Here is a 22,230-nt window from a genome sequence, read left to right on the forward strand (position 1 = left end):
GGCGGCGCCTACTCGGCGGCGCGCAGGCGTTCGCTGATCTGGCCCGCGAGACGGCACGCCTCGCCGCCGTCCGGCCTGTCTTCACGCCCGGACACGCGCATGTCCGTGCGGCCCGGCCGGATGCGGAGCACCGCGTCGTGGGTGAATCCGAACCAGAAGCTGTCGCGCGTGCCCTCGATGCGGAACGGCGACGTGCCCACCACCGTGAAGCCCGCGGCCTCCAGCGCCGCCTCGCCCACCTCGGGCGCCACCTGCGTCCGGGCCACAAGCGCCTGATCGCAGACGGCGGCGTGGCTGGTGGCCAGAGGCGCGGCCCCGGCGCGGGCGCGCTGCGACCCGATCACCCGCGAAAAGCCCAGCGGCTCGTCCCAGTCGCTGGCGGCTTCATGCACAGGAGGATGAGCGGCCTGCGTCTGGCGGTGCGCCATGTGCAGATAGAGGGTCGCCCCCGCCGCCAGCACAGCCACGAGCGCATACAGCCCGCGCCGCTTCACATCCCCGATGGACAGCAGCAGCGTCGCCAGCGCCGCGCCCGCGCTGACCCAGGCCAGCCGCCAGCCCCAGATCAGGGTCAGCTGTTCATAGCCCAGTCGCCACTCGATCAGCCCGACCCGCGTAGCGAAGGCCGCCCCGAAGCCCAGCAGCGGCGCCGCCAGGGCGATCAGGAACACCGCCTTCAGCAGGACGCCGCCGTATTTTGATCTGCTCATGCCGCCGCTCCCGCCGTTGTTCGCCGATGGTGACGCCAATTTCCGCGTTCCGAAAGCCCGCTCGCCCCCCTTGTCATCCCGGAAGCGCCGCAGGCGCTATCCGGGACGGAATGAGCAATAAACTCCGCTCACCCCGGCGAACGCCGGGGTCCAGATCATAAGGCGCGATAGTCGGACGTCCGGGCTCGCCTCAATTCCTGACCGCTCCGCCCGCCATCTGGATCCCGGCCTTGACTGCTACGCGCCGCCCTTCGGGTCGCCGGGATGAGCGGGGAGTGTGCGGCTGCGTCCCGGCTCGCCCCCCGGAACAGGTCCGGGGTGCGGCCGGGATGACAAGGCTCCGATCACGCCGTCGGCAGCGTATAATCCTTGAACTCCTCGCGCAGGATCTTCTTGTCGATCTTGCCGGTGGCGCCCAGCGGGATATCGTCCACGAAGACCACATCGTCGGGCATCCACCACTTGGCGATCTTGCCTTCCAGGAAGTCGAGGAACTCCTGCTTCTCGGCGGCCTGGCCGTCCTTCAGCTTGACCAGCAGCAGGGGACGCTCGTCCCACTTGGGATGGGCGATGCCGATGACGGCGGCCAGCGACGCCTTCGGGTGCCCCACGGCCACGTTCTCGATGTCGATGGAGCTGATCCACTCGCCGCCCGACTTGATCACGTCCTTGGCCCGGTCGGTGATCTGCATGAAGCCGTTGGTGTCGATGTTGGCCACGTCGCCGGTGTCGAAGTAGCCCTCGTCGTCCAGGATGTTCCCGCCCACGTCCTTGAAATAGCTGGCCGCCACCGTGGGGCCGCGCACCATGAGGCGGCCCACCGCCTCGCCGTCGTGGGGCAGCTGTTCGCCCTCGTCGCTGACCAGCTTCAGCTCGATGCCCACGGGGGGGCGGCCCTGCTTCAGGCGGAACGGCATCTGCTCGTCATAGGACAGGTGCGCGATCTCGGGGGTGGGGGTGGAGACGGTGCCCACCGGCGAGGTCTCGGTCATGCCCCAGCCCTGGCGCACGTCCACGCCCAGATCGTTGAAGCCGCGCACCAGCGCCTCGGGCAGGGCCGAGCCGCCGATCAGCACGTTCTTCAGGGTCGAGAACTTCAGGTCGTTGGCGGCCACATGCTGCAGCAGCATCTGCCACACGGTGGGCACGGCGGCGGAGAAGGTCACGCCCTCGGCCTCGATCAGCTCATAGATGGCCTCGCCGTCCATGCGCGCCCCGGGCATGACCAGCTTGGCGCCCACGGCGGGCGCCGAGAACGCCACGCCCCAGGCGTTGGCGTGGAACATGGGCACCACCGGCAGGATCACGTCCGCCCCGGTCACGCCCATGATGTCCGAACTCATGGTGATCAGGGTGTGCAGGAAGTTGGAGCGGTGCGAATACAGCACCCCCTTGGGGTCGCCCGTGGTGCCCGAGGTGTAGCAGAGGCCGCAGGCGGTCAGCTCGTCGAAACCGCCCCAGGTGAAGTCCTCGGACTGCTCGGAAATGACGTACTCATAGCACTCGGCGTTGGGCAGCTTGGTCTCGGGCATCGAGACTTCGTCGGTCATGATGACCACGCGCTCCACCGTCGGGCAGTGGGCGATGATGGCGTCCAGGATCGGCACGAAGGTCAGGTCGACGAAGATGACCTTGTCTTCGGCGTGATTGATGATGAAGGCGATCTGGCTGGGATGCAGGCGGGGGTTCAGGGTGTGGCAGACCGCGCCCATGCCCATGATGCCGTACCAGGCCTCCATGTGCCGCGCCGTGTTCCAGCCCAGGGTGGCGACCCGGTCGCCCAGCTTGACGCCCCAGCCCGCCAGGGCGTTGGACACCCGCTTGGCCCTGCGGTGCACGTCGGCATAGGTGGTGCGCACGATGGGCCCTTCCACCGTGCGGGTGACGATCTCCCGATGGCCGTGCCAGACGGCGGCGCGATCAATGATCCGGTCGACCGTCAGCGGCCAGTCCTGCATTCGTCCCAGCATGCATCCCTCCATGTGCGCCTTGTTGAGAGCGGCGCTTTCAAATCGAAGCTACTTTGGTGATCGTCGTTAAGCAACGTGACGCTAGGTCAGGCAAGGCGTTCCGCCTTGGCTGACCCGCCCAGAAAGCCCTAAAGGACGGCCCTCGTCTATCGCGGAGCGCACCCCTTGAGCCTTCTCATCGCCATTACCGGAGGGTCCGGCTCCGGCAAGAGCACCCTGGCCCAGGCCCTGGCCGAGGCCCTGGGGCCGGATCAGGCGGTCGTGGTGCTGGAGGACTGGTACTATGTGGACGCCGCAGCCCTGCCGGATTTCGACGCCGCGACCTTCGATTTCGATCATGTGGACGCGCGGGATCACGCGTTGCTCGCCGAACATCTGACCGAACTGAAGGCGGGCAAGGGGGTCGAGGCGCCGATCTATTCCCTGATCCACCACGGCCGCGATCCGGGGGGGACGCCGGTGGGCGCCGCGCCCGTAGTGATCGTGGAGGGCATCCATCTGCTGGCAACGCCGGCCGTGGCCGACCTGTTCGACTTGAGAGTGTTCGTGGATACGCCCGCCGACATCCGCTTCATCCGGCGTCTGCTGCGGGACCAAAGGGAGCGGGGGCGCACGGCCCAGTCGGTGATCGACCAGTATCTGAAGACCGTCCGGCCGGGCCACGAACGCTTCACCGAGCCGGGCCGCGCCCTGGCCGATTTCGTGGTGGCGGACCAGACGGCCGCGGTGGTGCTGGAGGACCGTTCTGCTGTGGATCGGCTGGTGGCGCCGGTGCTGGCCCATCCGGTGCTGGCGCCGTTCCGGAGAAGCTGAGGAAAAAGATCGGTTTCTGCCCCTTGCGCCGGAAACCCGCCTCACGGACCATTGGTATGGTTAAGTCCGCCGTGCTGGACGACGAAGATGACGGCCGCATCAAGATGAATGACGCCGCCCACACGGGCGAACAGGCACAGGCTTTGCACCACAAGCGCAAGGAGTTGCTGAAGGTCGCCCGGCGTCATTTCCTCGCGGAGGGTTACGCCGCCGCCCGCATGGAGGCCATCGCCCGCGACGCTTCGGTCTCCACCGCCACGCTCTATGCGTTCTTTCCGTCCAAGACCGACCTGTTCAAGCATGTGATCGACGACGCCTCGGACGACTTCGCCCGCCAGATCGAGGGCGTGCGTGTCCAGGGCGGTGATGTGCGGGGCCAGCTGATCGCGTTCGCCGAGACCTACGCCCGCTTCATGGGCGACCCGTTCGTGCGCGCCGTGTTCCGGCTTGTCATGGCCGAGCGCAAGCGATTCCAGCCGACGGCGAACCGCTTCTTCGAGCGTGGGCGAGCCGAGATCGGCGGCGTTCTGATGCGGGTCATCGTCCAGCACGTGGAGGCGGGCGCACTGGAGGTTGAAAGGCCGTCATGGGCGGCGGGACAGTTGATGGGGATGATCGAGCACCCGGTTTTCTTCGTACCCATGGTCACGGGCGACGATGTCCAGACCCGGCGCGACGCCGCATGCATTGCAACCCAGGCGGTGGACACCTTCCTGGCCCGCTACGGGACCGGTCAGGGATAGAGCCGGGTCCGCCGCCAGTCGTCGCCCTCGCGATCAAACCTCAGACGGTCGTGCAGCCGAAACGCCCGGTCGCGCCAGAATTCGATCTGATCGGGGATCACGCGCCAACCGGTCCAGTAGTCGGGCCGAGGGGGCTCTGCGCCCTCGAACCGCGCCTCTACCGCACGCACGGCGGCCTCAAGCGTTTCCCGGCTGTCCAGCGGCCGGGACTGGGTCGAGGCCCAGGCGCCGATGCGGCTCTCGCGCGCCCGACTGGCGAAATAGGCGTTCGCCTCCGCCTCGCTGACGGGCTCGACGGCGCCGCGCACCCGCACCTGACGGCGCAGGGATTTCCAGTGGAAGAGCAGAGCGGCCTTCGGCTGCCCCGTCAGCTGCCCGCCCTTGGCGCTTTCACGGTTTGTGTAAAAAGCGAAGCCCCGTTCATCCACGCCCTTAAGCAAAACCATGCGGCAGTCGGGCAGACCGTCGGCGTCCACGGTGGCCAGAGCCATGGCGTTGGAGTCGTTCAGCTCGGACTTCCGGGCATCCGCCATCCATTCCAGGAACAGCGGCAGGGGCTCGTCACGCTCGAACTGCGCCTCGTCGGCGTTGGCCGCCAGCTGGGCGGCGTAGTCTTCGGTGGTCGGGGTGGGCGGAATGGGGTGATCGCTCATGGCGCCTTCTTAGCCCCTCGGCGTCGTTTGGGGGAGGTCCAGCGTCACGGTTAACCCGGCCTTGACCATATTATCCGCCAATCGGGGTCATGACCGCCCAGACCCTGACCCTGCGCGACGCCTATGGCCTTTTGGGCCTGCACGGTCCTGTGGAGCCGCGCCGCCTGGCGGAGCTGTTCCGCGCCGCGGTGAAGGCCGCTCGCCCGGACCAGCCCGGCGGCGACGCCGACCGATTCCGCCGGGTCATCGAGGCCTATCGCCTGATCCAGAAGCGCGGCGGCCTGGGTCCGGCGCTGGATGCGCCAAAGGCCCGACCCATGCCGCTGCCGGTGGTGGTGCTCAGTCCGCTGGAGGCGATCCACGGCGCCTGCGCCACCGTGGCCCTGCCCGGGCGGGGCGCCCTGCGCATCATGGTCCCCGCAGGCCTGCGTACCGGCGAGCATGTGCGCCTGAGGCGCGCGGCGCCGGACGGCGGCGATCTTTATCTACCCGTGCTCATTCGCGCGACCGACGGCCTTAAGGCGCTCGGCGACGACCTGTTCATGACCTGCCCGGTGGACCCGCGCCTGCTGGCCGACGGGGGGCGGGCGGAGATCGAAACCCATGCCGGGCCGCGCCAGGTCTGGGTCGTGGGCGGCATGGAAGGGACGGTCCGCCTCTGCCTGAAGGGCCTTGGCCTGCCGGCGCGCGGGGCGCGTCCCGCCGGGCGACTGTTCGTGACGCTGGAACCTGTGGCCGGCGCGCCCTCGGCCGCCGAACATCTGCTGGCCCGGTTCAGTTCGGTGTGGACGTCCGAGCGCATGGCGGCCTAGAGGCTGTAAGCCATGTCCCACAACACCTTCGGCCATCTGTTCCGCGTCACTACCTGGGGCGAAAGCCACGGACCGGCCATCGGCTGCGTCATCGACGGGTGCCCGCCGGGCATTGCGCTGACCGAGGCGGACATCCAGCCGTGGCTGGACCGGCGCAAGCCCGGCGGCTCGCGCTTCGTGACCCAGCGGCGCGAGGCGGACGAGTGCCGCATCGTCTCCGGAACCTTCGACGATGGCGACGGCCCGGTCACCACCGGCGCGCCCATCGCCATCCTGATCGAGAACACCGACCAGCGGTCCAAGGACTACGGCGAGATCGCCCGCGCCTTTCGGCCCGGTCACGCTGACTACACCTATCAGGCCAAATACGGCGTGCGCGACCATCGGGGCGGCGGACGCTCGTCCGCGCGCGAGACGGCCTGCCGCGTGGCGGCGGGTGCAGTGGCGCGCAAGGTCTTGGGCGAGGGCCTGAGCATCCGCGCGGGGATTGTCCAGATCGGGCCGCACCGCATCGCGGACGACCGGATCGACTTCGGCGCGGTTGAGCACAACGCCCTGTTCGCCGCGAACGCCGAGGTGGTTCCGGCCTGGGAAACCTATCTGGATGATATCCGCAAGGCCGGGTCCTCCATCGGCGCGGTGGTGGCGGTGGAGGCGACGGGCGTGCCCGCCGGATGGGGCGCGCCGCTTTACGGCAAGCTGGACGGCGAACTGGCCAGTGCGCTGATGTCCATCAATGCGGCCAAGGGCGTGGAGATCGGGGCGGGCTTCGAATCCGCCGCCCTGACCGGCGAACAGAACGCGGACGAAATGCGGATGGGCGATGACGGCGAGCCGGTTTTCCTGTCGAACAAGGCGGGCGGCGTGCTGGGCGGCATCTCCACTGGACAGCCCGTCACGGCGCGCGTGGCCTTCAAGCCGACCTCTTCCATTCTGACGCTTCGGCGCACCGTCACCCGCGACGGAACCGAAATCGATCTGCGCACCAAGGGCCGCCACGATCCCTGCGTCGGCCTGCGCGGCGTGCCTGTGGTCGAAGCCATGACCGCCTGCGTCCTGGCTGACGCCCTGATGCGCCATCGGGCCCAGACCGGCTGGGCCTTTTCCTCTTCCAGCGAGCCTCAAACATGACCCGCATCCTGTCCATCGCCGCCATGATCGCCGCCGCTCTGATGCTTCAGGGATGCCTTGTGGGGACAGCCGTCGGCGTCACCGGCGCCGTGGTCGGCACGGGCGTGAAGGCCACCGGCGCCGTGGTCGGCGCGGGCGTCGACGCGGTCACCACCTCGGACGCGGAAACCATGCGGGCTGAACGCCGCGCCTGCGAGCGCCGGGTGCGCCGCGGCTCCGACGAGGACTGCCGCCGCTACCGCACCGACGACTAGGGTCGGCCGACTAGAGCAGGGCCGAGATCGCTTCGCGCGCCGCCGCGCCCAGATCCTCACGCTTGAGGGCCAGGGCCACATTGGCCCGCAGCAGGCCGATCTTGTCCCCGCAGTCGTGGGTCACGCCTTCGTACTCCACCGCCGTGAAGGCCTGATCCTTCATCAGTCGGGCCATGGCGTCTGTCAGCTGGATCTCGCCGCCCGCGCCCCGCTCCTGTGTCTCCAGCAGGTGGAAGATCTCGGGCTGCAGGATGTAGCGGCCGGATATGGACAGGTTCGACGGCGCGGTTCCCTTCGCCGGCTTCTCGACCATCGCCTTCATGCCGATGCGATTGCCCGTGCGCTCCAGCGGATCGACGATGCCGTATTTGTGGGTCATGTCCTCGGGCACCGCCTCCACGCCGATGACGTTGCCGCCGACCTCCTCATAGACGTTCATCAGCTGCTTCAGGGCGCCCGGCGCCGCATCCACGATCACGTCAGGCAGGATCACGGCGAAGGGTTCGTCGGCGACGATGTCCCGGGCGCACCACACCGCGTGGCCCAGGCCCAGCGGCTTCATCTGGCGGGTGAAGCTCATCTCGCCCGCGCGCGCCAGTTCGGCGTTCATCATCTCCAGGATGTCGGTCTTGCCCTTGGCCTCCAGCTGGGCCTCCAGCTCGATCTGGTGGTCGAAATAGTCCTCGATGGCCTGTTTCGCCCGGCCGGTGACGAAGACGATGTGCTCGATGCCCGCCTCGCGCGCCTCCTCCACGATGTAGCTGAGGATCGGCCGGTCCACGACGTTCAGCAGCTCCTTGGGCGTGGTTTTGGTGCCGGGCAGGACCCGGGTGCCCAGCCCCGCCACGGGCAGGACGGCCTTGCGAACACGTCGAGGGGTCTTGGCGTCGGTCATGGAGGCTCCAGCTTGGGTCAGTTCGGCGAGCCGTTGATAGGCGCTTCGGGCGGCGCTGCAAACGGTCCGCTGCGATGCCGGGCGGAACCGCCGGGCTGGCGGACGGTTCCGTCATGTGATGTCGTGGTCGCCCGACCGTTCGCATCCGAAAGGCCCAGACATGATCCGATCGCTCGCCGTCCTGACCCTGACCCTGTCCTCGCTGGCCCTGGTCGCCTGCGGTGAACAGGAGCCCGATGCCCCCGCCGTGCCGCCGACCACGGCGGAGACCCTGGAGGTGCCCGAAGATCTGGTGATGCCGCCCGAGGAGTCGGAGGTTCCGCCCGCCGTGGGGCAAGAGGCCGCCGCCATGCCGCAGACGCCGCCGGTGCTGCCGGAGCGTGGTCCGGATGAGAGCCCGGCCGCCAGCCCGCCCCCGGCGGAAGACGGCGCGCCTATTCGACCGTGACGGACTTGGCCAGGTTGCGCGGCTGATCCACGTCCGTGCCCTTTTGCACGGCGGTGTAATAGGCCAGCAGTTGCACCGGCACCGCATAGACCAGCGGCGCGATGAAGGGGTCGCAAGGCGGAATCTCGATCCGCCGCACCTCGGCGCCGTGGGGCGAGGGTGCGCCCTGGGCCGTGATCATCACCACCGGGCCGCCGCGCGCGGCCACTTCCTGCAGGTTGGATGCGGTCTTTTCGAACACCTCGTCCATGGGGGCCAGGGCGATGACGGGAGTTTCCTCGTCCACCAGGGCGATGGGGCCGTGTTTCAACTCGCCGGCGGCATAGCCCTCGGCGTGGATGTAGCTGATCTCCTTCAGCTTCAGCGCGCCTTCCATGGCCAGCGGGAACATGGCGCCCCGGCCCAGGAACAGCACGTCCGAGGCCTTTGACAGGTCGTGAGCGACGGCCTTGATCTCTTCATCGGCCTGAAGCGTCTCGGCGATCAGGCGGGGCGCCTCGAACAGCGCCTTGACCAGACGGGCCTCCTCGTCCGGCGCCACCCGGCCCCGCGCCACGCCTGCGGCCAGGGCCAGCGAAAGCAGGGCGGCCACCTGGGCGGTGAACGCCTTGGTTGAGGCCACGCCGATCTCCGGTCCGGCCCAGGTGGGCCACATGGCCGCCGCTTCCCGCGCCATGGACGAGGTGTGGACGTTGACCACCGCCGCCGTCTCGAAGCCCTGCGCCTTGCACCATGTCAGACTGGCCAGCGTGTCGGCGGTCTCGCCGGACTGGCTGACGGCCACCACCAGGGTTCCGGGGGTCAGGGCCGGGCTGCGGTAACGGAACTCGGACGCGATCTCCACGTCGCAGGGCACCCCGGCCAGCCGCTCGAACGCATAGCGGGCGATCTCTCCGGCGTAGAAGGCGGTGCCGCAGGCGATGATCTGGATGCGGCTGACCTTGGTCAGGTCGATGGCGTCCTGGGGCTTCACCTTCTGGGCCACCAGATCCAGATAGGCCGACAGGGTGTGCTGCACGCTGTCGGGCTGTTCGTGAATCTCCTTTTCCATGAAGTGGCGATATTCGCCCTTCTCGACCATGGCGGCCGAGGCGGAGACCACCACCACGGCGCGGTTCGCCTTGACGCCCCGCTCATCGCGGATGTCGGCGCCGTCCCGGGTCAGCGCGACGTAGTCGCCTTCTTCCAGATAGCTGATCTTCTGGGTGAACGGGCCCACAGCCAGGGCGTCGGAGCCCAGATACATCTCGCCCTCGCCCCAGCCGACCACCAGCGGGCTGCCCTTGCGGGCCCCCAGAATGAGGTCGTCATGGCCCTCGATCAGCACGCCCAGGGCATAGGCGCCGCTCAGACGATCCAGCACGGTCTTGAAGGCGGTCATGGGCTCGTCGCCGGCGTCCAGCCGCGCGTCGATCAGGTGGGCCACCACCTCGGTGTCCGTCTGGCTCTCGAAAACACGGCCGGCGGCCTCCAGCTCAGCCTTCAGCTCGGCGAAGTTTTCGATGATGCCGTTGTGCACCACCGCCACGCGGCCGGCCTTGTGCGGGTGAGCGTTGGGCTCGGTGGGCGGGCCGTGGGTGGCCCAGCGGGTGTGGCCGATGCCCACAACGGACTGCAGGGGCGAGCTGCTCAGCACGGCCTCCAGCTCGCGGATCTTGCCCTTGGCCCGCCGACGCTCGATGCGGCCGTCGACCAGCGCCGCGACCCCGGCGGAATCGTAGCCCCGGTATTCCAGCCGCTTCAGGCTGTCGATCATCAGGGGGGCCGCCTGAGACGTCCCGGTCACGCCGATAATTCCACACATGGCTTGATCTGGTCTCCCGAGACGAAAGGATTCAGGCTGCTTGGCACAGGCCGCGCCCGGCGTTAAGCCCGCGTGCAAGAGGCGGGCCTGATCGTGCGGCTTTAACCGAAAGGCCGTAACCGCCACACTAAAAAGACGTTTCGCCAGGTTTCGGGCGAGATCGGGAGGGATCGTGAGCAAGCGACGCTATTTCGGCACCGACGGCATTCGCGGCCGCGCCAACAGCCACCCCATGACCGCAGAGGTGGCGCTGCGCGTCGGCCTGGCCGCAGGCAAGCTGTTCATGTCCGGCGACGACCGGCGCCATCTGGTGGTGATCGGCAAGGACACCCGGCTGTCCGGCTACATGATCGAGCCCGCGCTGGTGGCCGGTTTCGCGGCGGTGGGCATGGACGTGCGCACCTTCGGCCCCCTGCCGACGCCCGGCGTGGCCATGATGACCCGATCCATGCGCGCGGATCTGGGCGTGATGATCTCCGCTTCGCACAACAGCTACGCGGACAACGGCATCAAGCTGTTCGGCCCGGACGGCTACAAGCTGTCGGACGAGATGGAGCTGAAGATCGAGGCTCTGATGCATGAGGACCTGGGGCAGGGTCTGGCCGACGCCGACGCCCTGGGCCGCGTGAAGCGCATCGACGACGCCCAGGCCCGCTATGTTGAGATCGCCAAGGCCACCTTCCCGCGCCGCCAGAACCTGAACGGCCTGCGCATCGCCATCGATTGCGCCAACGGCGCCGGTTATCGCGTGGCGCCCACCACCCTCTATGAACTGGGCGCGGACGTCTTCCCGGTGGGTGTTGAGCCCAACGGCCTGAACATCAACGCCGAGTGCGGCTCGACCCATCCGCGCACTTTGTCCGAGGCGGTGAAGCGCTACGGCGCCGACATCGGCATCGCCCTGGACGGCGATGCGGACCGGCTGGCCCTGTGCGACGAGAAGGGCCGGGTCATCGACGGCGACCAGATCATGGCCCTGATCGCCCGCGATTGGGCCAAGCGGGGCATCCTGACCGGAGGCGGGATCGTGGCCACGGTCATGTCCAATCTGGGGCTGGAGCGGGTTCTCAACGCCGAAGGCCTGACGCTGGAACGCAGCCAGGTGGGCGACCGCTATGTCATGGAGCGCATGCGCGAAGGCGGGTTCAACGTGGGCGGCGAGCAATCAGGGCACCTTATCCTCAGCCGTCACGCCACCACCGGCGACGGCCTGATCGCCGCGCTGCAGGTGCTGGCCGTGATGGTGGAGTCCGGCAAGCCCATGAGCGAACTGGCCGCCCAGTTCGAGCCGGTGCCCCAGAAGCTGAAGAACGTGCGTCATTCGGGCGGGGCGCCGCTGGCCGACAAGGGCGTGATGGACGCCATCGCCGCCGGGCAGACGCGCCTGAACGGCTCGGGCCGTGTGGTCGTCCGCGCCTCGGGCACCGAACCGTTGATCCGCATCATGGCCGAGGGCGACGACGCCAGATTGGTGGAAGCCGTGGTCGATGACATCGCCGAGGCGGTCAAGGCGGCGGGCTGACGGCCGTTTTTGCAGTGGCCCCTAACTCACCCATGACCCGGATCTCGGTGCTCGCACCCGGCGTGGCGCTCAGCCTCGTCGTCGCGGCCATGGCCATGGGCTTGCAGACTTTCGAGACCCGGATGTTCGACCGTATCTGGCTGGAAGGCCTGGTGCTGGCGATCCTGATCGGGGCCGGGGTGCGGACCCTGTGGCCGCCGCCGGAAGCGTTTCGCGCGGGCGTGGCCTTCAGCGCCGGGTTCCTGCTGGAGGTGGCGGTGGTGCTGCTGGGCGCCTCGCTCAGCGCCCCGGCGCTGGCGGCCATGGGGCCGGCGCTCCTGCTGGGAATCGTTCTGGTGGTCGCGGTCGGGGTCACCGGAGGCTACTGGCTGGGACGCTGGTGCGGCCTGACGCGTAACGCCGCCCTGCTGGTGGCCTGTGGCAACGGCATCTGCGGCAACTCAGCGATCGTCGCCGTGGCGCCGGTGATCGGGGCAAAGGGCGAAGAGGTGTCGGGGGCCATAGGCTTCACCGCCGTTCTGGGCGTCGGCATGGTGTTGCTGCTGCCGGTGGTCGCGGACCTGCTGGGCCTTTCGATCATCGATGCGGGCGTGCTGGCGGGCCTGACCGTCTATGCAGTGCCGCAGGTGCTGGCGGCGGTGGCGCCGATGGGGCTGGCGGCCGCGCAGGTCGGCACGCTGGTGAAGTTGACCCGGGTGTTGATGCTTGGTCCGGTGTGCGTCGTTCTGGCGCTGACGTCCGGTGAGCGGGTGGGCCGCAAACCGGGTCTGGCGCGGTTGATCCCCTGGTTCATCCTCGGCTTCATCGCCATGGCGACCCTGCGGTCATTCGGCCTGATTCCCGAAGCGCTCATCGAGCCGATCACGGCGGTGGCGGGCGTCCTGACGGTGATTGCCATGGCGGCGCTGGGCCTGACCACGGATCTGCGCGCAGTGCTGAGGTCCGGCCCGCGCGTGGCCTTGGCCGCCGTCTTGTCTCTGGCCCTGCTGATGGTCCTCGCACTGGGCCTGATCGGACTGCTGACCCTGCTCTAGATTTCCTGGTTCCAGGCGCCGACGTTGTCGTGTCTGGCCAGACGCGGCTTCACGTCCTTGTGGAACAGGTCGCGCATGTCGTCCGGCGATCGCATGCTCTCGACCACCACCACCAGCTCCGGCTTGTTGGACGAGGCGCGCACCAGCACCCACGACCCGTCCTCAAGACGCACCCGCGCGCCATTGACGGTGATCACCTCGGTGATCTTGCGGCCGAGGATTTCGCCGCCCCTCGCGTGCAGGTCGACGTATTCCTTCTGCACCGCCTCCACGACCGCGTATTTCGCTTCGTCATCGCAGTGCGGGCTCATGGTCAGGGAGGTGAAGGCGTCCGGCAGGGCGGCCTTCAGCTGCGACAGGCGCTTGCCCGGATTGCGCTCCAGCATGGACAAGACCGCGCCCGCCGCCACGATGCCGTCGTCGTAGCCGCGTCCGATGGGGGCGTTGAGGAAGACGTGTCCGGACTTCTCGAAGCCCGCCAGAGCCTTCAGTTTGGCGATCTTTCGCTTGATGTGGCTGTGGCCGGTCTTCCAGTAGACGGTGGTCGCACCGTTTTCCGCCAGAACCGGGTCGGTCTTGTAGAGGCCGGTGGACTTCACATCGACCACGAAGGTGGCGTTCTCGTGCAGAGCCGACAGGTCGCGGGCCAGCATCAGGCCGATCTTATCGGCGAAGATTTCCTGGCCGGTGTCGTCCACCACGCCGCAGCGGTCCCCGTCGCCGTCGAAACCCACCGCCAGGTCGGCTCTGGTCTCCATCACGCGCCGGGACATCTCGGCCAGCATGGCTTGGTCCTCAGGATTGGGGTTGTATCGGGGGAAGGTCCAGTCGAGCTCGCAGTCCATCTCGATCACCTCCGCGCCCATGCGGCGCAGGGCTTCGGGCGCGAAGGCGCCGGCTGTGCCGTTGCCGCAAGCGGCCACCACCTTGAGCGGGCGGGTCAGCTTCACCCCGGCGGTGACCTCTTCCAGATACCGCGCCCGGAAGTCCTCGATGCGCTCCAGCCTTCCGCCGGGACGGGCGACGCCTTCGCCGTTCAGCACAATGGTCTTCAGGCGCTGCATCTCCTCAGGCCCGAAGGTCAGGGGCGGCGCGGCTCCCATCTTCACGCCGGTCCATCCGTTTTCGTTGTGGCTGGCGGTGACCATGGCCACGCAGGGGGCGTCCAGGGCGAACTGAGCGAAATAGGCCATGGGCGACAGGGCCAGGCCGATGTCCAGAACCTCCATGCCGCCCTGCAACAGCCCCTGCGTCAGGGCCTGTTTGACGCTCTCGGAATAGGACCGGAAGTCGTGGCCTGCCACGATCCTTGGCCGTACCCCGATCTCGTGAATGTAGGTCGCCAGCCCGAGGCCGAGCGCCTGAAGACCCACAAGGTTGATCTCCGTCTCCAGGATCCAGCGGGCGTCGTACTCGCGGAACCCCGTGGGCTTCACCAGGGCGTGAGTCTCGTTTTCAGCGGTGTCGGGAGCCAGGCCGGGTCGGGGCGTCAGCATGTCTCCCTCCAGGCGGCGTCAGCCGGCGGGCGCGTCGGCGGGCGCCGGGGCCATGCCCCGTCCCGCCTCGCCCTCGGGCCAGTTCAGCGCCAGGGCGACCATGGCGACGGCGATCAGCGCCATCAGGGGAAAGAACAGCCGGTTCCGCATGACTCCGCTATAGCAGGGGCGTTTCCCGGCTCACAACATCGCAGGGAACGGACGGCGCCGGGCCGCGCTTGCGGGTTGACCCCCGGGCACGCCGGTCCTACCCGGTCAGGTCCAACTGGAGACACCGATGCCCCGACTGATCCTGCTGCGACATGGCCAGAGCCAGTGGAACCTGGAGAACCGCTTCACCGGCTGGGTGGACGTGGATCTCACCGACCAGGGCGAAGCCGAGGCCAAGCGCGGCGGCGAGCTGATCGCCAGGGCGGGCTTCAAACCGGACGTCATGTTCACCTCGGTGCTGAACCGGGCGAAGCGCACCGGCGCCATGGCTCTGGAATCGGCGGGCCTGAAGGACGTGCCGGTGATCGAGGACTGGCGGCTGAACGAGCGTCACTATGGGGGCCTGACCGGACTCAACAAGGCCGAGACTGCTGAAAAGCACGGCGAGGAACAGGTCACCATCTGGCGGCGCAGCTACGACACGCCGCCGCCGCCGCTGGCCCCCGGCGGCGAGTTCGATTTCACCGCCGACCCCCGCTACGCCGGGCAGGACATTCCCGACACCGAAAGCCTGAAGATCACGCTGGAGCGGGTTCTGCCCTACTGGAACAGCGCCATCGCGCCGCGCCTGAAGGCGGGCGAGGACGTGCTGATCGCCGCCCACGGCAACTCGCTTCGGGCCATCGTCAAGCATCTGTTCGGGGTGCCGGACGACGAGATCGTCGGGGTCGAAATCCCCACCGGCAACCCGCTGGACATCGAACTTGACGCCGAGCTGAAGCCGGTTTCGGCCCGCTATCTGGATGAGGACAGGGCCCAGCCCCTGCCGGCCCTGTCATGAGCGACACGCGCGATCAGGAATTCATGCGCCGGGCCATCGGCCTGGCCCGGGACCAGATGGGCAAGACCTGGCCCAATCCGGCGGTCGCCTGTGTGGTGGTCAAGGACGGCGAGGTGGTCGCCGAGGCCGCCACCGCGCCGGGCGGTCGGCCCCATGCGGAAGAGCAGGCCGTGCCCGCCGCCGGCGACAAGGCGAAGGGCGCCACCGCCTATGTGACCATGGAGCCGTGCGGCGCGCGCTCTTCGGGCCGGACGTCCTGCGCGCAGTTCCTGATTGAAGCGGGTGTGGAGCGGGTGGTCATCGCCTGTCTGGATCCATCCCCCTTCGCCGCCGGGCGAGGCGTGGAACGGGTTAAGAGCAAGGGGCTGGAGGTGGAAACCGGCGTGCTCGGCGACGAGGCGGCGATCCTCTACGAAGGCTATCTGCACCGGCTGGAGACGGGCCGTCCGATGGTGCGCGTCAGCGACAGCGGCGATGGTTTTGACGGCCAGTTCGCCGCCTCTGCCAAGGCGGATCTGGCCACCGAGCTGAAGCGGCTCGGCGAGGCCGGTTACACCCGGCTGTGGACCGCGCCGGGCCCCCTGGCTGACGCCCTTGCCGAACAGGGACTGCTGACCGAATAGGGGCCGGGATTCCAACGCTTTCTTAAGCGGCGATCAGGCATCTTCCCGGCATGTCGGCGCACTCCGCCCCTATAGATCCCGCCAACAGGCGACGGCTGACCCAGGCCGAGCTGGACGCTATCTGCGCCCGGCACGACCGGCTGTGGCAGGCGAAGCCCGGCGGCGCGCGGGCGGTGTTCACCTGGATGGACCTGTCGGGTCTGAGCCTGAAGGGCCGAAACCTGACCGATGCGGACTTTTCGGCGGCGGACATGTCGGGCTGCGATCTGTCCGGCGCGCGACTGGACAACGCCGTGCTGTTCGGGGCCGACCTTCAGGACGCCCTGCTGATCGAGGCCAGCCTGAGGCGGGCCGACCTGCGCGGCGCCTGTCTGCGGGGCGCGGAGCTGACCGGCGCGGACCTGTTCGAGGCGGACCTGCGCGAGGGCGCCATCGCGGCGGCGGACTCCAAGCTGGGCTTCCGCATGGTGGAGCATCTGGTGCGCGACCGGGCGCGGGCTTCGGGCGCCAATCTGTCCGGGGCCAATCTGGAGCGGTCCAAGCTGACCGGCATCATCGCCATCGCGGCCGATTTCTCCGGCGCGGTGATGAAGGACTGCAAGCTGGTCCGGGCCAATCTGAAACAGGCCAATTTCAACGGCGCCGACCTGGCGGGCGCGGACCTGTCCGGCGCCGACCTGACCGGCGCGGACCTGCGCGACACGGTTCTGGTGGGCGCCAAGCGGGCCATGTGGCGGACCGACGGCGCGGACATGACCGGCGCCCTGACGGACGAGAAGTCTTCGGGCGCTCCGGTGTCGAAATTGCCGGCGGCGGACATGCTGGGCGAGCACGCCCGCTGGTGCGAGACGGGCGGGGCCGAAGGCAAGCCGTCGGTCTTCGACGATGTGGATCTGCGCAGCCTGAAATCCATCTGCGGCCTGACCCTGACCGGTCTGTCGGCCAGACGCGCCGTCTTCTATGGTCTGGACATGGAGGGGGTGCAGCTTCAGGGCGCAATGCTCGAGGGCGCGGACCTGCGCTCGGCCAGGATGCGCGGCGCGGACCTGCGCGGCGCGCGGCTGAAGGGCGCGCGCCTTACCGGCGCGGACCTTCGCGAGGTTCAACTGGGGCCGCTCATGATCGCCCAGGACCGCCTGTTGCCCGCCGATCTGACCGGCGCCCATCTGCGCGGCGCGGATCTGTCGGGGGCGGATCTGCGCCGGGCGATTCTGGTGCAGGCCGACCTCAGCCGCGCCGCCCTGCACGGCGCCCAGACACGCCATGCCGAGTTCCTCGCCACCCAGCTACACGGGGTGCGCGGCCTGGAGCTGGATGCGGAATGAAAAAGGGCGGCTCATCGAGCCGCCCTTTCCAGTTCAGAACGCCATCAGGCGTTACGCCGCCTTCTTGCCCTTGCCCTCGATCAGGGCCGGGCCGGCGTTGATCTCGATCCGCCGGGGCTTGAGGGCCTCGGGCAGTTCGCGCTTCAGGTCGATGGTCAGAAGGCCGTTGTTCAGGCCCGCTTCGGTCACCACCACATAGTCGGCCAGCTGGAAGCGGCGCTCGAAGTCGCGCTCGGCCAGGCCGCGATGCAGGAAGGTGCGGTCCTCGCCGTCATTGGCCGTGCGGCGGCCGGTGACGGTCAGCAGGTTCTCCTTGACCTCGATGTTCAGCTCGTCGGGCTTGAAACCGGCCACGGCGATCTCGATCCGGTAGGCGTTCTCGCCCGTCGTCTCGATGTTGTAGGGCGGCCAGCCGCCGGCCTCGCTGGTGCGCGCGGCGCTTTCCAGCAGACTGGCCATGCGGTCGAAGCCCACGGCGGAACGGTAGAGGGGGGTGAAGTCGATGGTGCGCATTACAATCCTCCTGATGCACAGCAAGGTTGAACCGCCCCGTTTCCGGGGACGGACGGTGTCAGCCTTTGGCGGTCCCTGATGGGCCCCGCCGCGACCGTGAAAGCCCGGCGAACCGGCGCTTCCGCACAAGGATTTAGGGGTGACTGAACCGGCTGCAAGAGGCGCGCGTGCGAAATTCGGAAAACGCCGCTTGCCCGGTCATGCGAGGCCTTTAGGGTGCGCGCAACGGAGACGCCGCCCATCCACTGGAGACCGCCCATGCGCCGCCTGACCCTCGCCGCCGCCCTTATCGCCCTGACCGCGCCCGCCGCCTACGCCCAGACGCCCGAGGCGCCCGCTCGCGGTTCGGCCGCCGCGCCGGTTCACGCGGAAGACGCCGTGCTGGCCGACATCATCGGCTCGGACACCCGGGCGCCCGCCAATGCGGCCCGGGACCAGTATCGCCGCCCCTATGAAGCCCTGACATTCTGGGGCCTGCGCCCCGGGCTGACGGTGGTGGAGATCGAACCGGGCGGCGCGGGCTGGTGGACGGAAATCCTGGCCCCTTACGCCCAGCAGACCGATGGCGAGTACATCGCCGCCTGGATCGATCTGGAGGCGCCCAATGTCTCGGACCGCGCCCGCGAGGCCCGCGCGGGCCTTGAGCAGGAGCTGGCGGCCTTCGGCGGAGCCGCCCGCGCGGTGAATTTCGGCCCGGCGTCAGGTCTGGGCGTCGAAGACGGGACGGCCGACATGGTTCTGGTGGCCCGGGCGTTTCACAATTGGGCTCGCGCTGACCTGACGGAGCGCTACATGGCCGAGTTCTTCCGGGCGCTGAAGCCGGGCGGCGTGCTGGCTGTCGAACAGCACCGGGCCGAGGAAGGTCTGAACGTCGCCGACACCGCCTCCACCGGCTATGTGCCCGAAAGCTATGTGATCCGCGCCGCCCAGGCCGCCGGATTTGAGCTGGACGCCCGCAGCGAGCTGAACGCCAATGCGGCCGATGACCGGGACCATCCGTTCGGCGTCTGGACGCTGCCGCCGGTGCGTCGCACCGAGCAGGGTGGTCGCACCCTCACCGATGCCGAGCGCGCCGCCTTCGACGCCATCGGCGAGAGTGACCGCATGACCCTGCGCTTCCGAAAGCCTGAGTGATCATCGGCAACATGCGTCACGGGGCGCTTTGACGGGTATGGTGAACCGCTTTAAGTCCGAAGCCACGGTCGTGTCGGGGCGGCCTGGGAACACGAGTCTGGCGGCGCATGGGATTAATGGCTGATCGGTCCTGGAATCGGGAAATTTCCGCATCGCGTCGGCGGCTGCTGCTGGGCGGTGCGGCCGTGGCTGGGCTCACGCTGATTTCAGCGTGCGGGCGGCGCGATGAGGCGGAAACCTCCAGTGACGAACCGGCCGGGCCCCCTCCGGCGCCCGAAGGCAGTCTGGAATGGGCCGTCGCCGGTCCGTGGCGGGTCCATGATCGAGGCCGTGACCAGTGGCGTCATCCGGTCGAGACCCTGACCTTCTTCGGCATCGAGCCCGACATGCGGGTGATCGAGATGTGGCCGGGCGTGGGCTGGTACACGGAAATCCTGGCGCCCTATCTGGCGCGTGGCGGGGGCCAGCTGATCGCAGCGGGCTTCGAGACGGGGCCTGACGCCGACCCGTCCCTCATCCAGGTCATGGCCCGGTTCGAGGGGCGCTTCGCCGCGGATCGACGACTTTACGGCGACGTCCAGATCACCGCCTTCGGCCCGACCAGCGGTCCACTGGCGCCGACAGGGACCGTCGATATGGTGCTGTTCCTGCGCAGTCTGCACGCCTGGATGGCCGCGGGCATCGCCGAGAAGGCGTTCGCGGACGCCTATGCAGCCCTCAAGCCCGGCGGCGTCCTGGGCGTCGAGCAGCACCGCGGGGCCTCGGGAGCCGATCAGGATCCGGCGGCGGCCACCGGCTATGTGCAGGAGGCCTTCGTCAAGCAGCTGGCCGCCGAAGCGGGTTTCGTCTTCGTGGCCGCAAGCGAGATCAACGCAAACCCCGAGGACACCAAGGACCACCCCTTCGGCGTGGACACACTGCCGCCCAACGGCCTGACCGCCCCGCCGGGCGAACCGGCCGACCCCGAATTCGACCGCAGCCGCTATGACGCCATCGGCGAGAGCGACCGCATGACCCTGAAGTTCCGGAAACCCGAATGAACGCTTCCACCGCCACCGGCGTGAACCGCGCCGCGGCCTTCGCCGCCAACGCCCCGCTCATGGGCGTGCCCGGCGCGTCCTCGCCGCCAGGCGGGGTGGGAGAGTGGTATCGCGGGGCCGGCGGGCTGCGTCTGCGCGCGGCCTTGTGGACTCCGTCCCCGTCGGTTGAGGATGCGCCGCGCGGCACCGTCATCGTCAGCCCCGGCCGAACTGAGCCCATCGAGAAATACTTCGAACTGATCGGCAATCTGCTGGCGCGCGGTTTCTGCGTGCTGGCCCATGACTGGCGCGGACAGGGCCTGTCGGCGCGGCTATTGCCGGATCGGCTGCGGGGTCATGCCCGGGCGGTGGAGGAGTTTCTGGACGACTACGCTCGCCTGCTGGACACGTTCGAGGCGCGGCTGCCCAAGCCGTGGATAACGGTGGGCCATTCCATGGGCGGGGCTCTGAACCTGCTGACGCTGGAAGCGGGCGAAGAGCGTATCGCGGGCGCCCTGATGTCCAGCCCCATGCTGCGCATCCGCACCGGAAAGCGTTCGTTGTGGTCGGCCAAGATGGCGGTGAAGTGGAACCTGCGCCACGGCAAGGCCGGCGACTATGTGCTGGATGACCCGGATGATCCGTTCGACCATACCTTCGAGACCGACGCCCTGACCTCCGACGAGAGCCGGTATGAGTTGTGGCGTCAGCAGCTTTACGCCTGTCCGCACCTGGCGCTGGGCGGGCCCACCTGGGGTTGGCTGGCCTTCGCCTTCGACGCGGGCGAGCGGGCGTTGAAGCCCAAGGCGCTGAAGCGTGTCTCAATCCCTGTGTCGATCGTCCAGTCGGGCGAGGACGACGTGGTCTGGAAACAGACCAACCGCTGGGCCGCCAAGCGTCTGGGCCGGGGCCGCTATGTAGAGGTGGCCGGCGCCAAGCATGAAGTCATCATGGAGGTCGACGACCTGCGCGCCGCCTTCCTGCGTGAGTTCGACGCCATGGCCGACTATCTGGCGCCCAGAGCTTCGCAACAGACCCCGGCCGAACCCGCCGAGGTGATCTAGAGCGCCGCGCGTTTCAGCGTCACCAGGGCCTGTTCGATCAGGGCCTCGTCGCCCACGGCCAGCACCTGGCCCTTGTCGTCCGGCGCCTGGCCGCGCCAGTTGACCACCTTCCCCCCTGCGGCCTCGATGACCGGGACCAGGGCGGACCAGTCCCACGGTTTCAGGTTGGTCTCGGCCACCAGATCGATGCGCCCGGCCGCCACCATGGCGTAGGCATAGGCGTCGCAGCCCAGCCGGGCCAACCGGGCCGCCGCCCGCACCTGGGTCCAGGCGCCCAGCTCGGCGCCGGTGAAAATGTCGGGGTCGGTGGTGGCGATCACCGCGTCGTTCAGACGGGGACAGGGGCGTGTGCTGAGGGGGGAGGGGGCTTCGTCGCCCTTGAGCAGCACCGCGCCGGAGGGGCCGCCCAGGAAAATCTCGTCCAGCACCGGCTGGGCGATGACGCCGGTGACCGGGCGTCCTTCATGGCGCAGGGCGATCAGGCTGGTCCACAGGGGCAGGCCGGCGACAAAGGCGCGTGTGCCGTCCACCGGGTCCAGCACCCAGACAAAGTCCGCCTCGGGGCGATCCTCGCCGTACTCCTCGCCGATGACGCCATGATCGGGAAACCGGTCGGCGATCAGGCGGCGCATGGCGGCCTCGGCGTCGCGGTCCGCCCGGGTCACGGGATCGAAGGCGCCGGGACCTCCCTTGTCTTCTTCACCACAATCGGTGCGGAACAGGGGCAGGGTCACGGCGGCGGCGGCGCGCGCCAGTTCGACGGCGAAGGTTTCGTAAGAGGTCATGACCGGCGGGCATACAGCGCGCCCGCCGACGCGTCACGGTCTTATGCGGCTCAGGCCGTTTCCGGCGTGCCGTGCAGAGACTTGGCCAGGTCCAGCAGGCGCCGGCGAGGCCGCTCGCCAAGCTGGTAGTAGGCCTGGATCAGGTCGATGGTTTCCTTGCGGGAAAACATCTCGCCCCCATGGCCGTTGCCCGGCCCGGCGTCCTTGCGCTCCAGCGCCTCGGCCAGACCGTCGTAGAAATAGTTCACGGGCGTCTCCAGCGCTTCGGCCAGTTGCCAGAGACGCGCGGCCGAGATGCGGTTGGCGCCGCACTCGTACTTTTGAATCTGCTGGAAGCGAATGCCGACCTGAACGGCCAGCTGTTGCTGGGTCAGGCCCAGCAGGCGGCGACGGCGACGCAGCCGGCGGCCCAGATGAAGGTCGATTTCGGTGGCCATTCTCAGCCCCTCCTCGTCTTGGCGACCGCTGTTCCACAACGGGACAGCTCGCCT

24 protein-coding genes are annotated in these 22,230 nt (G+C 68.7%); 14 read left to right on the forward strand and 10 right to left on the reverse strand.

Annotated features, from left to right (window positions below; translation table 11 throughout):
• Nucleotides 1-8: 8 nt before the first annotated feature.
• On the reverse strand, nt 9-710 hold the full coding sequence (locus ACI8U3_RS00715) for a DUF1499 domain-containing protein (RefSeq protein ID WP_415012945.1): 702 nt from the start codon (nt 708-710) through the stop codon (nt 9-11).
• Between the two features lie 344 nt (nt 711-1,054).
• Complete coding sequence (locus tag ACI8U3_RS00720; RefSeq protein WP_415012946.1) at nt 1,055-2,680, reverse strand: long-chain-fatty-acid--CoA ligase; 1,626 nt, start codon at nt 2,678-2,680, stop codon at nt 1,055-1,057.
• Nucleotides 2,681-2,845: 165 nt separating this feature from the next.
• On the opposite strand from ACI8U3_RS00720, the gene udk reads away from it, so the two are divergent.
• Together udk and ACI8U3_RS00730 are read left to right on the forward strand one after the other, a co-directional pair.
• The gene (gene udk / locus ACI8U3_RS00725) at nt 2,846-3,493 is read left to right on the forward strand and encodes a uridine kinase (RefSeq protein ID WP_415012947.1); all 648 of its coding nucleotides are present in this window, start codon (nt 2,846-2,848) and stop codon (nt 3,491-3,493) included.
• A gap of 56 nt (nt 3,494-3,549) precedes the next feature.
• Entirely contained in the window at nt 3,550-4,236 is a 687-nt protein-coding gene (locus ACI8U3_RS00730; RefSeq protein ID WP_415012948.1) for a TetR/AcrR family transcriptional regulator, read from the forward strand.
• On the opposite strand, the gene pdxH is transcribed toward ACI8U3_RS00730, so the two are convergent.
• Nucleotides 4,227-4,889, reverse strand: coding sequence for a pyridoxamine 5'-phosphate oxidase (pdxH, locus tag ACI8U3_RS00735; protein WP_415012949.1), 663 nt, complete (start codon nt 4,887-4,889; stop codon nt 4,227-4,229). The two genes, ACI8U3_RS00730 and pdxH, sit on opposite strands and share 10 nt — an antisense overlap.
• A gap of 89 nt (nt 4,890-4,978) precedes the next feature.
• On the opposite strand from pdxH, the gene ACI8U3_RS00740 reads away from it, so the two are divergent.
• From ACI8U3_RS00740 to ACI8U3_RS00750, 3 genes are read left to right on the forward strand one after another with little or no spacing between them, the layout of a single operon-like run.
• Nucleotides 4,979-5,701, forward strand: coding sequence for a DnaJ C-terminal domain-containing protein (locus ACI8U3_RS00740; RefSeq protein WP_415012950.1), 723 nt, complete (start codon nt 4,979-4,981; stop codon nt 5,699-5,701).
• 12 nt (nt 5,702-5,713) lie between these two features.
• Nucleotides 5,714-6,832 carry a chorismate synthase gene (aroC, locus tag ACI8U3_RS00745; protein WP_415012951.1) on the forward strand — a complete coding sequence of 373 codons (1,119 nt, stop codon included), beginning with the start codon at nt 5,714-5,716 and terminating at the stop codon, nt 6,830-6,832.
• Entirely contained in the window at nt 6,829-7,086 is a 258-nt protein-coding gene (locus ACI8U3_RS00750) for a hypothetical protein (protein ID WP_415012952.1), read from the forward strand. Before aroC ends, ACI8U3_RS00750 begins: the two co-directional genes overlap by 4 nt.
• 10 nt (nt 7,087-7,096) lie before the next feature.
• Here ACI8U3_RS00750 and galU read toward each other — a convergent pair whose 3' ends face one another.
• Nucleotides 7,097-7,981, reverse strand: a complete 885-nt coding sequence (gene galU / locus ACI8U3_RS00755) for a UTP--glucose-1-phosphate uridylyltransferase GalU (protein WP_415012953.1) — start codon at nt 7,979-7,981, stop codon at nt 7,097-7,099.
• 160 nt (nt 7,982-8,141) lie between these two features.
• Between galU and ACI8U3_RS00760 the strand changes: the two genes are divergently transcribed.
• On the forward strand, nt 8,142-8,429 hold the full coding sequence (locus ACI8U3_RS00760; RefSeq protein WP_415012954.1) for a hypothetical protein: 288 nt from the start codon (nt 8,142-8,144) through the stop codon (nt 8,427-8,429).
• On the opposite strand, the gene glmS is transcribed toward ACI8U3_RS00760, so the two are convergent.
• Complete coding sequence (glmS, locus tag ACI8U3_RS00765) at nt 8,416-10,233, reverse strand: glutamine--fructose-6-phosphate transaminase (isomerizing) (RefSeq protein ID WP_415012955.1); 1,818 nt, start codon at nt 10,231-10,233, stop codon at nt 8,416-8,418. The two genes, ACI8U3_RS00760 and glmS, sit on opposite strands and share 14 nt — an antisense overlap.
• Before the next feature lie 172 nt (nt 10,234-10,405).
• Here glmS and glmM point away from each other — a divergent pair, with 172 nt between their 5' ends.
• The gene (gene glmM / locus ACI8U3_RS00770) at nt 10,406-11,755 is read left to right on the forward strand and encodes a phosphoglucosamine mutase (protein ID WP_415012956.1); all 1,350 of its coding nucleotides are present in this window, start codon (nt 10,406-10,408) and stop codon (nt 11,753-11,755) included.
• A 32-nt stretch (nt 11,756-11,787) separates the two neighbouring features.
• The gene (locus tag ACI8U3_RS00775) at nt 11,788-12,789 is read left to right on the forward strand and encodes a YeiH family protein (RefSeq protein ID WP_415012957.1); all 1,002 of its coding nucleotides are present in this window, start codon (nt 11,788-11,790) and stop codon (nt 12,787-12,789) included.
• Here the strand turns inward: ACI8U3_RS00775 and ACI8U3_RS00780 are convergent.
• Nucleotides 12,786-14,285 carry a phosphomannomutase/phosphoglucomutase gene (locus ACI8U3_RS00780; RefSeq protein ID WP_415012958.1) on the reverse strand — a complete coding sequence of 500 codons (1,500 nt, stop codon included), beginning with the start codon at nt 14,283-14,285 and terminating at the stop codon, nt 12,786-12,788. The two genes, ACI8U3_RS00775 and ACI8U3_RS00780, sit on opposite strands and share 4 nt — an antisense overlap.
• Before the next feature lie 18 nt (nt 14,286-14,303).
• On the reverse strand, nt 14,304-14,435 hold the full coding sequence (locus tag ACI8U3_RS00785; protein ID WP_415012959.1) for a hypothetical protein: 132 nt from the start codon (nt 14,433-14,435) through the stop codon (nt 14,304-14,306).
• Nucleotides 14,436-14,562: 127 nt separating this feature from the next.
• Between ACI8U3_RS00785 and gpmA the strand changes: the two genes are divergently transcribed.
• Genes gpmA through ACI8U3_RS00800 form a run of 3 tightly spaced genes read left to right on the forward strand, consistent with a single transcriptional unit; the run spans nt 14,563 to nt 17,224 of the window.
• The gene (gene gpmA, locus ACI8U3_RS00790; RefSeq protein WP_415012960.1) at nt 14,563-15,276 is read left to right on the forward strand and encodes a 2,3-diphosphoglycerate-dependent phosphoglycerate mutase; all 714 of its coding nucleotides are present in this window, start codon (nt 14,563-14,565) and stop codon (nt 15,274-15,276) included.
• Nucleotides 15,273-15,899 carry a bifunctional diaminohydroxyphosphoribosylaminopyrimidine deaminase/5-amino-6-(5-phosphoribosylamino)uracil reductase RibD gene (gene ribD, locus ACI8U3_RS00795; protein WP_415012961.1) on the forward strand — a complete coding sequence of 209 codons (627 nt, stop codon included), beginning with the start codon at nt 15,273-15,275 and terminating at the stop codon, nt 15,897-15,899. Before gpmA ends, ribD begins: the two co-directional genes overlap by 4 nt.
• 50 nt (nt 15,900-15,949) lie before the next feature.
• Nucleotides 15,950-17,224 (forward strand): pentapeptide repeat-containing protein, encoded by a 1,275-nt coding sequence (locus tag ACI8U3_RS00800; RefSeq protein WP_415012962.1) that lies wholly within the window; start codon nt 15,950-15,952, stop codon nt 17,222-17,224.
• Nucleotides 17,225-17,275: 51 nt separating this feature from the next.
• Here the strand turns inward: ACI8U3_RS00800 and ACI8U3_RS00805 are convergent, their stop codons facing one another.
• Nucleotides 17,276-17,737 carry an Hsp20 family protein gene (locus tag ACI8U3_RS00805; RefSeq protein ID WP_415012963.1) on the reverse strand — a complete coding sequence of 154 codons (462 nt, stop codon included), beginning with the start codon at nt 17,735-17,737 and terminating at the stop codon, nt 17,276-17,278.
• Nucleotides 17,738-17,995: 258 nt separating this feature from the next.
• On the opposite strand from ACI8U3_RS00805, the gene ACI8U3_RS00810 reads away from it, so the two are divergent.
• The 3 genes from ACI8U3_RS00810 (at nt 17,996) to ACI8U3_RS00820 (ending at nt 20,954) form a co-directional block, all read left to right on the forward strand.
• Nucleotides 17,996-18,871: a class I SAM-dependent methyltransferase gene (locus tag ACI8U3_RS00810; protein ID WP_415012964.1), complete on the forward strand. Its 876-nt coding sequence runs from the start codon at nt 17,996-17,998 to the stop codon at nt 18,869-18,871.
• A gap of 116 nt (nt 18,872-18,987) precedes the next feature.
• A complete protein-coding gene (locus ACI8U3_RS00815) occupies nt 18,988-19,911 on the forward strand; it encodes a class I SAM-dependent methyltransferase (protein ID WP_415012965.1) in 924 nt (307 codons plus the stop codon).
• A complete protein-coding gene (locus tag ACI8U3_RS00820) occupies nt 19,908-20,954 on the forward strand; it encodes an alpha/beta fold hydrolase (RefSeq protein WP_415012966.1) in 1,047 nt (348 codons plus the stop codon). Before ACI8U3_RS00815 ends, ACI8U3_RS00820 begins: the two co-directional genes overlap by 4 nt.
• Here the strand turns inward: ACI8U3_RS00820 and hisN are convergent.
• Together hisN and ACI8U3_RS00830 are read right to left on the reverse strand one after the other, a co-directional pair.
• Nucleotides 20,951-21,739 (reverse strand): histidinol-phosphatase, encoded by a 789-nt coding sequence (gene hisN, locus ACI8U3_RS00825; RefSeq protein ID WP_415012967.1) that lies wholly within the window; start codon nt 21,737-21,739, stop codon nt 20,951-20,953. The genes ACI8U3_RS00820 and hisN overlap by 4 nt on opposite strands.
• Nucleotides 21,740-21,789: 50 nt before the next feature.
• The gene (locus ACI8U3_RS00830; RefSeq protein ID WP_415012968.1) at nt 21,790-22,176 is read right to left on the reverse strand and encodes a helix-turn-helix domain-containing protein; all 387 of its coding nucleotides are present in this window, start codon (nt 22,174-22,176) and stop codon (nt 21,790-21,792) included.
• Nucleotides 22,177-22,230: the final 54 nt, after the last annotated feature.

Source organism: Brevundimonas sp., from assembly GCF_047617075.1.
GTDB lineage: Bacteria > Pseudomonadota > Alphaproteobacteria > Caulobacterales > Caulobacteraceae > Brevundimonas.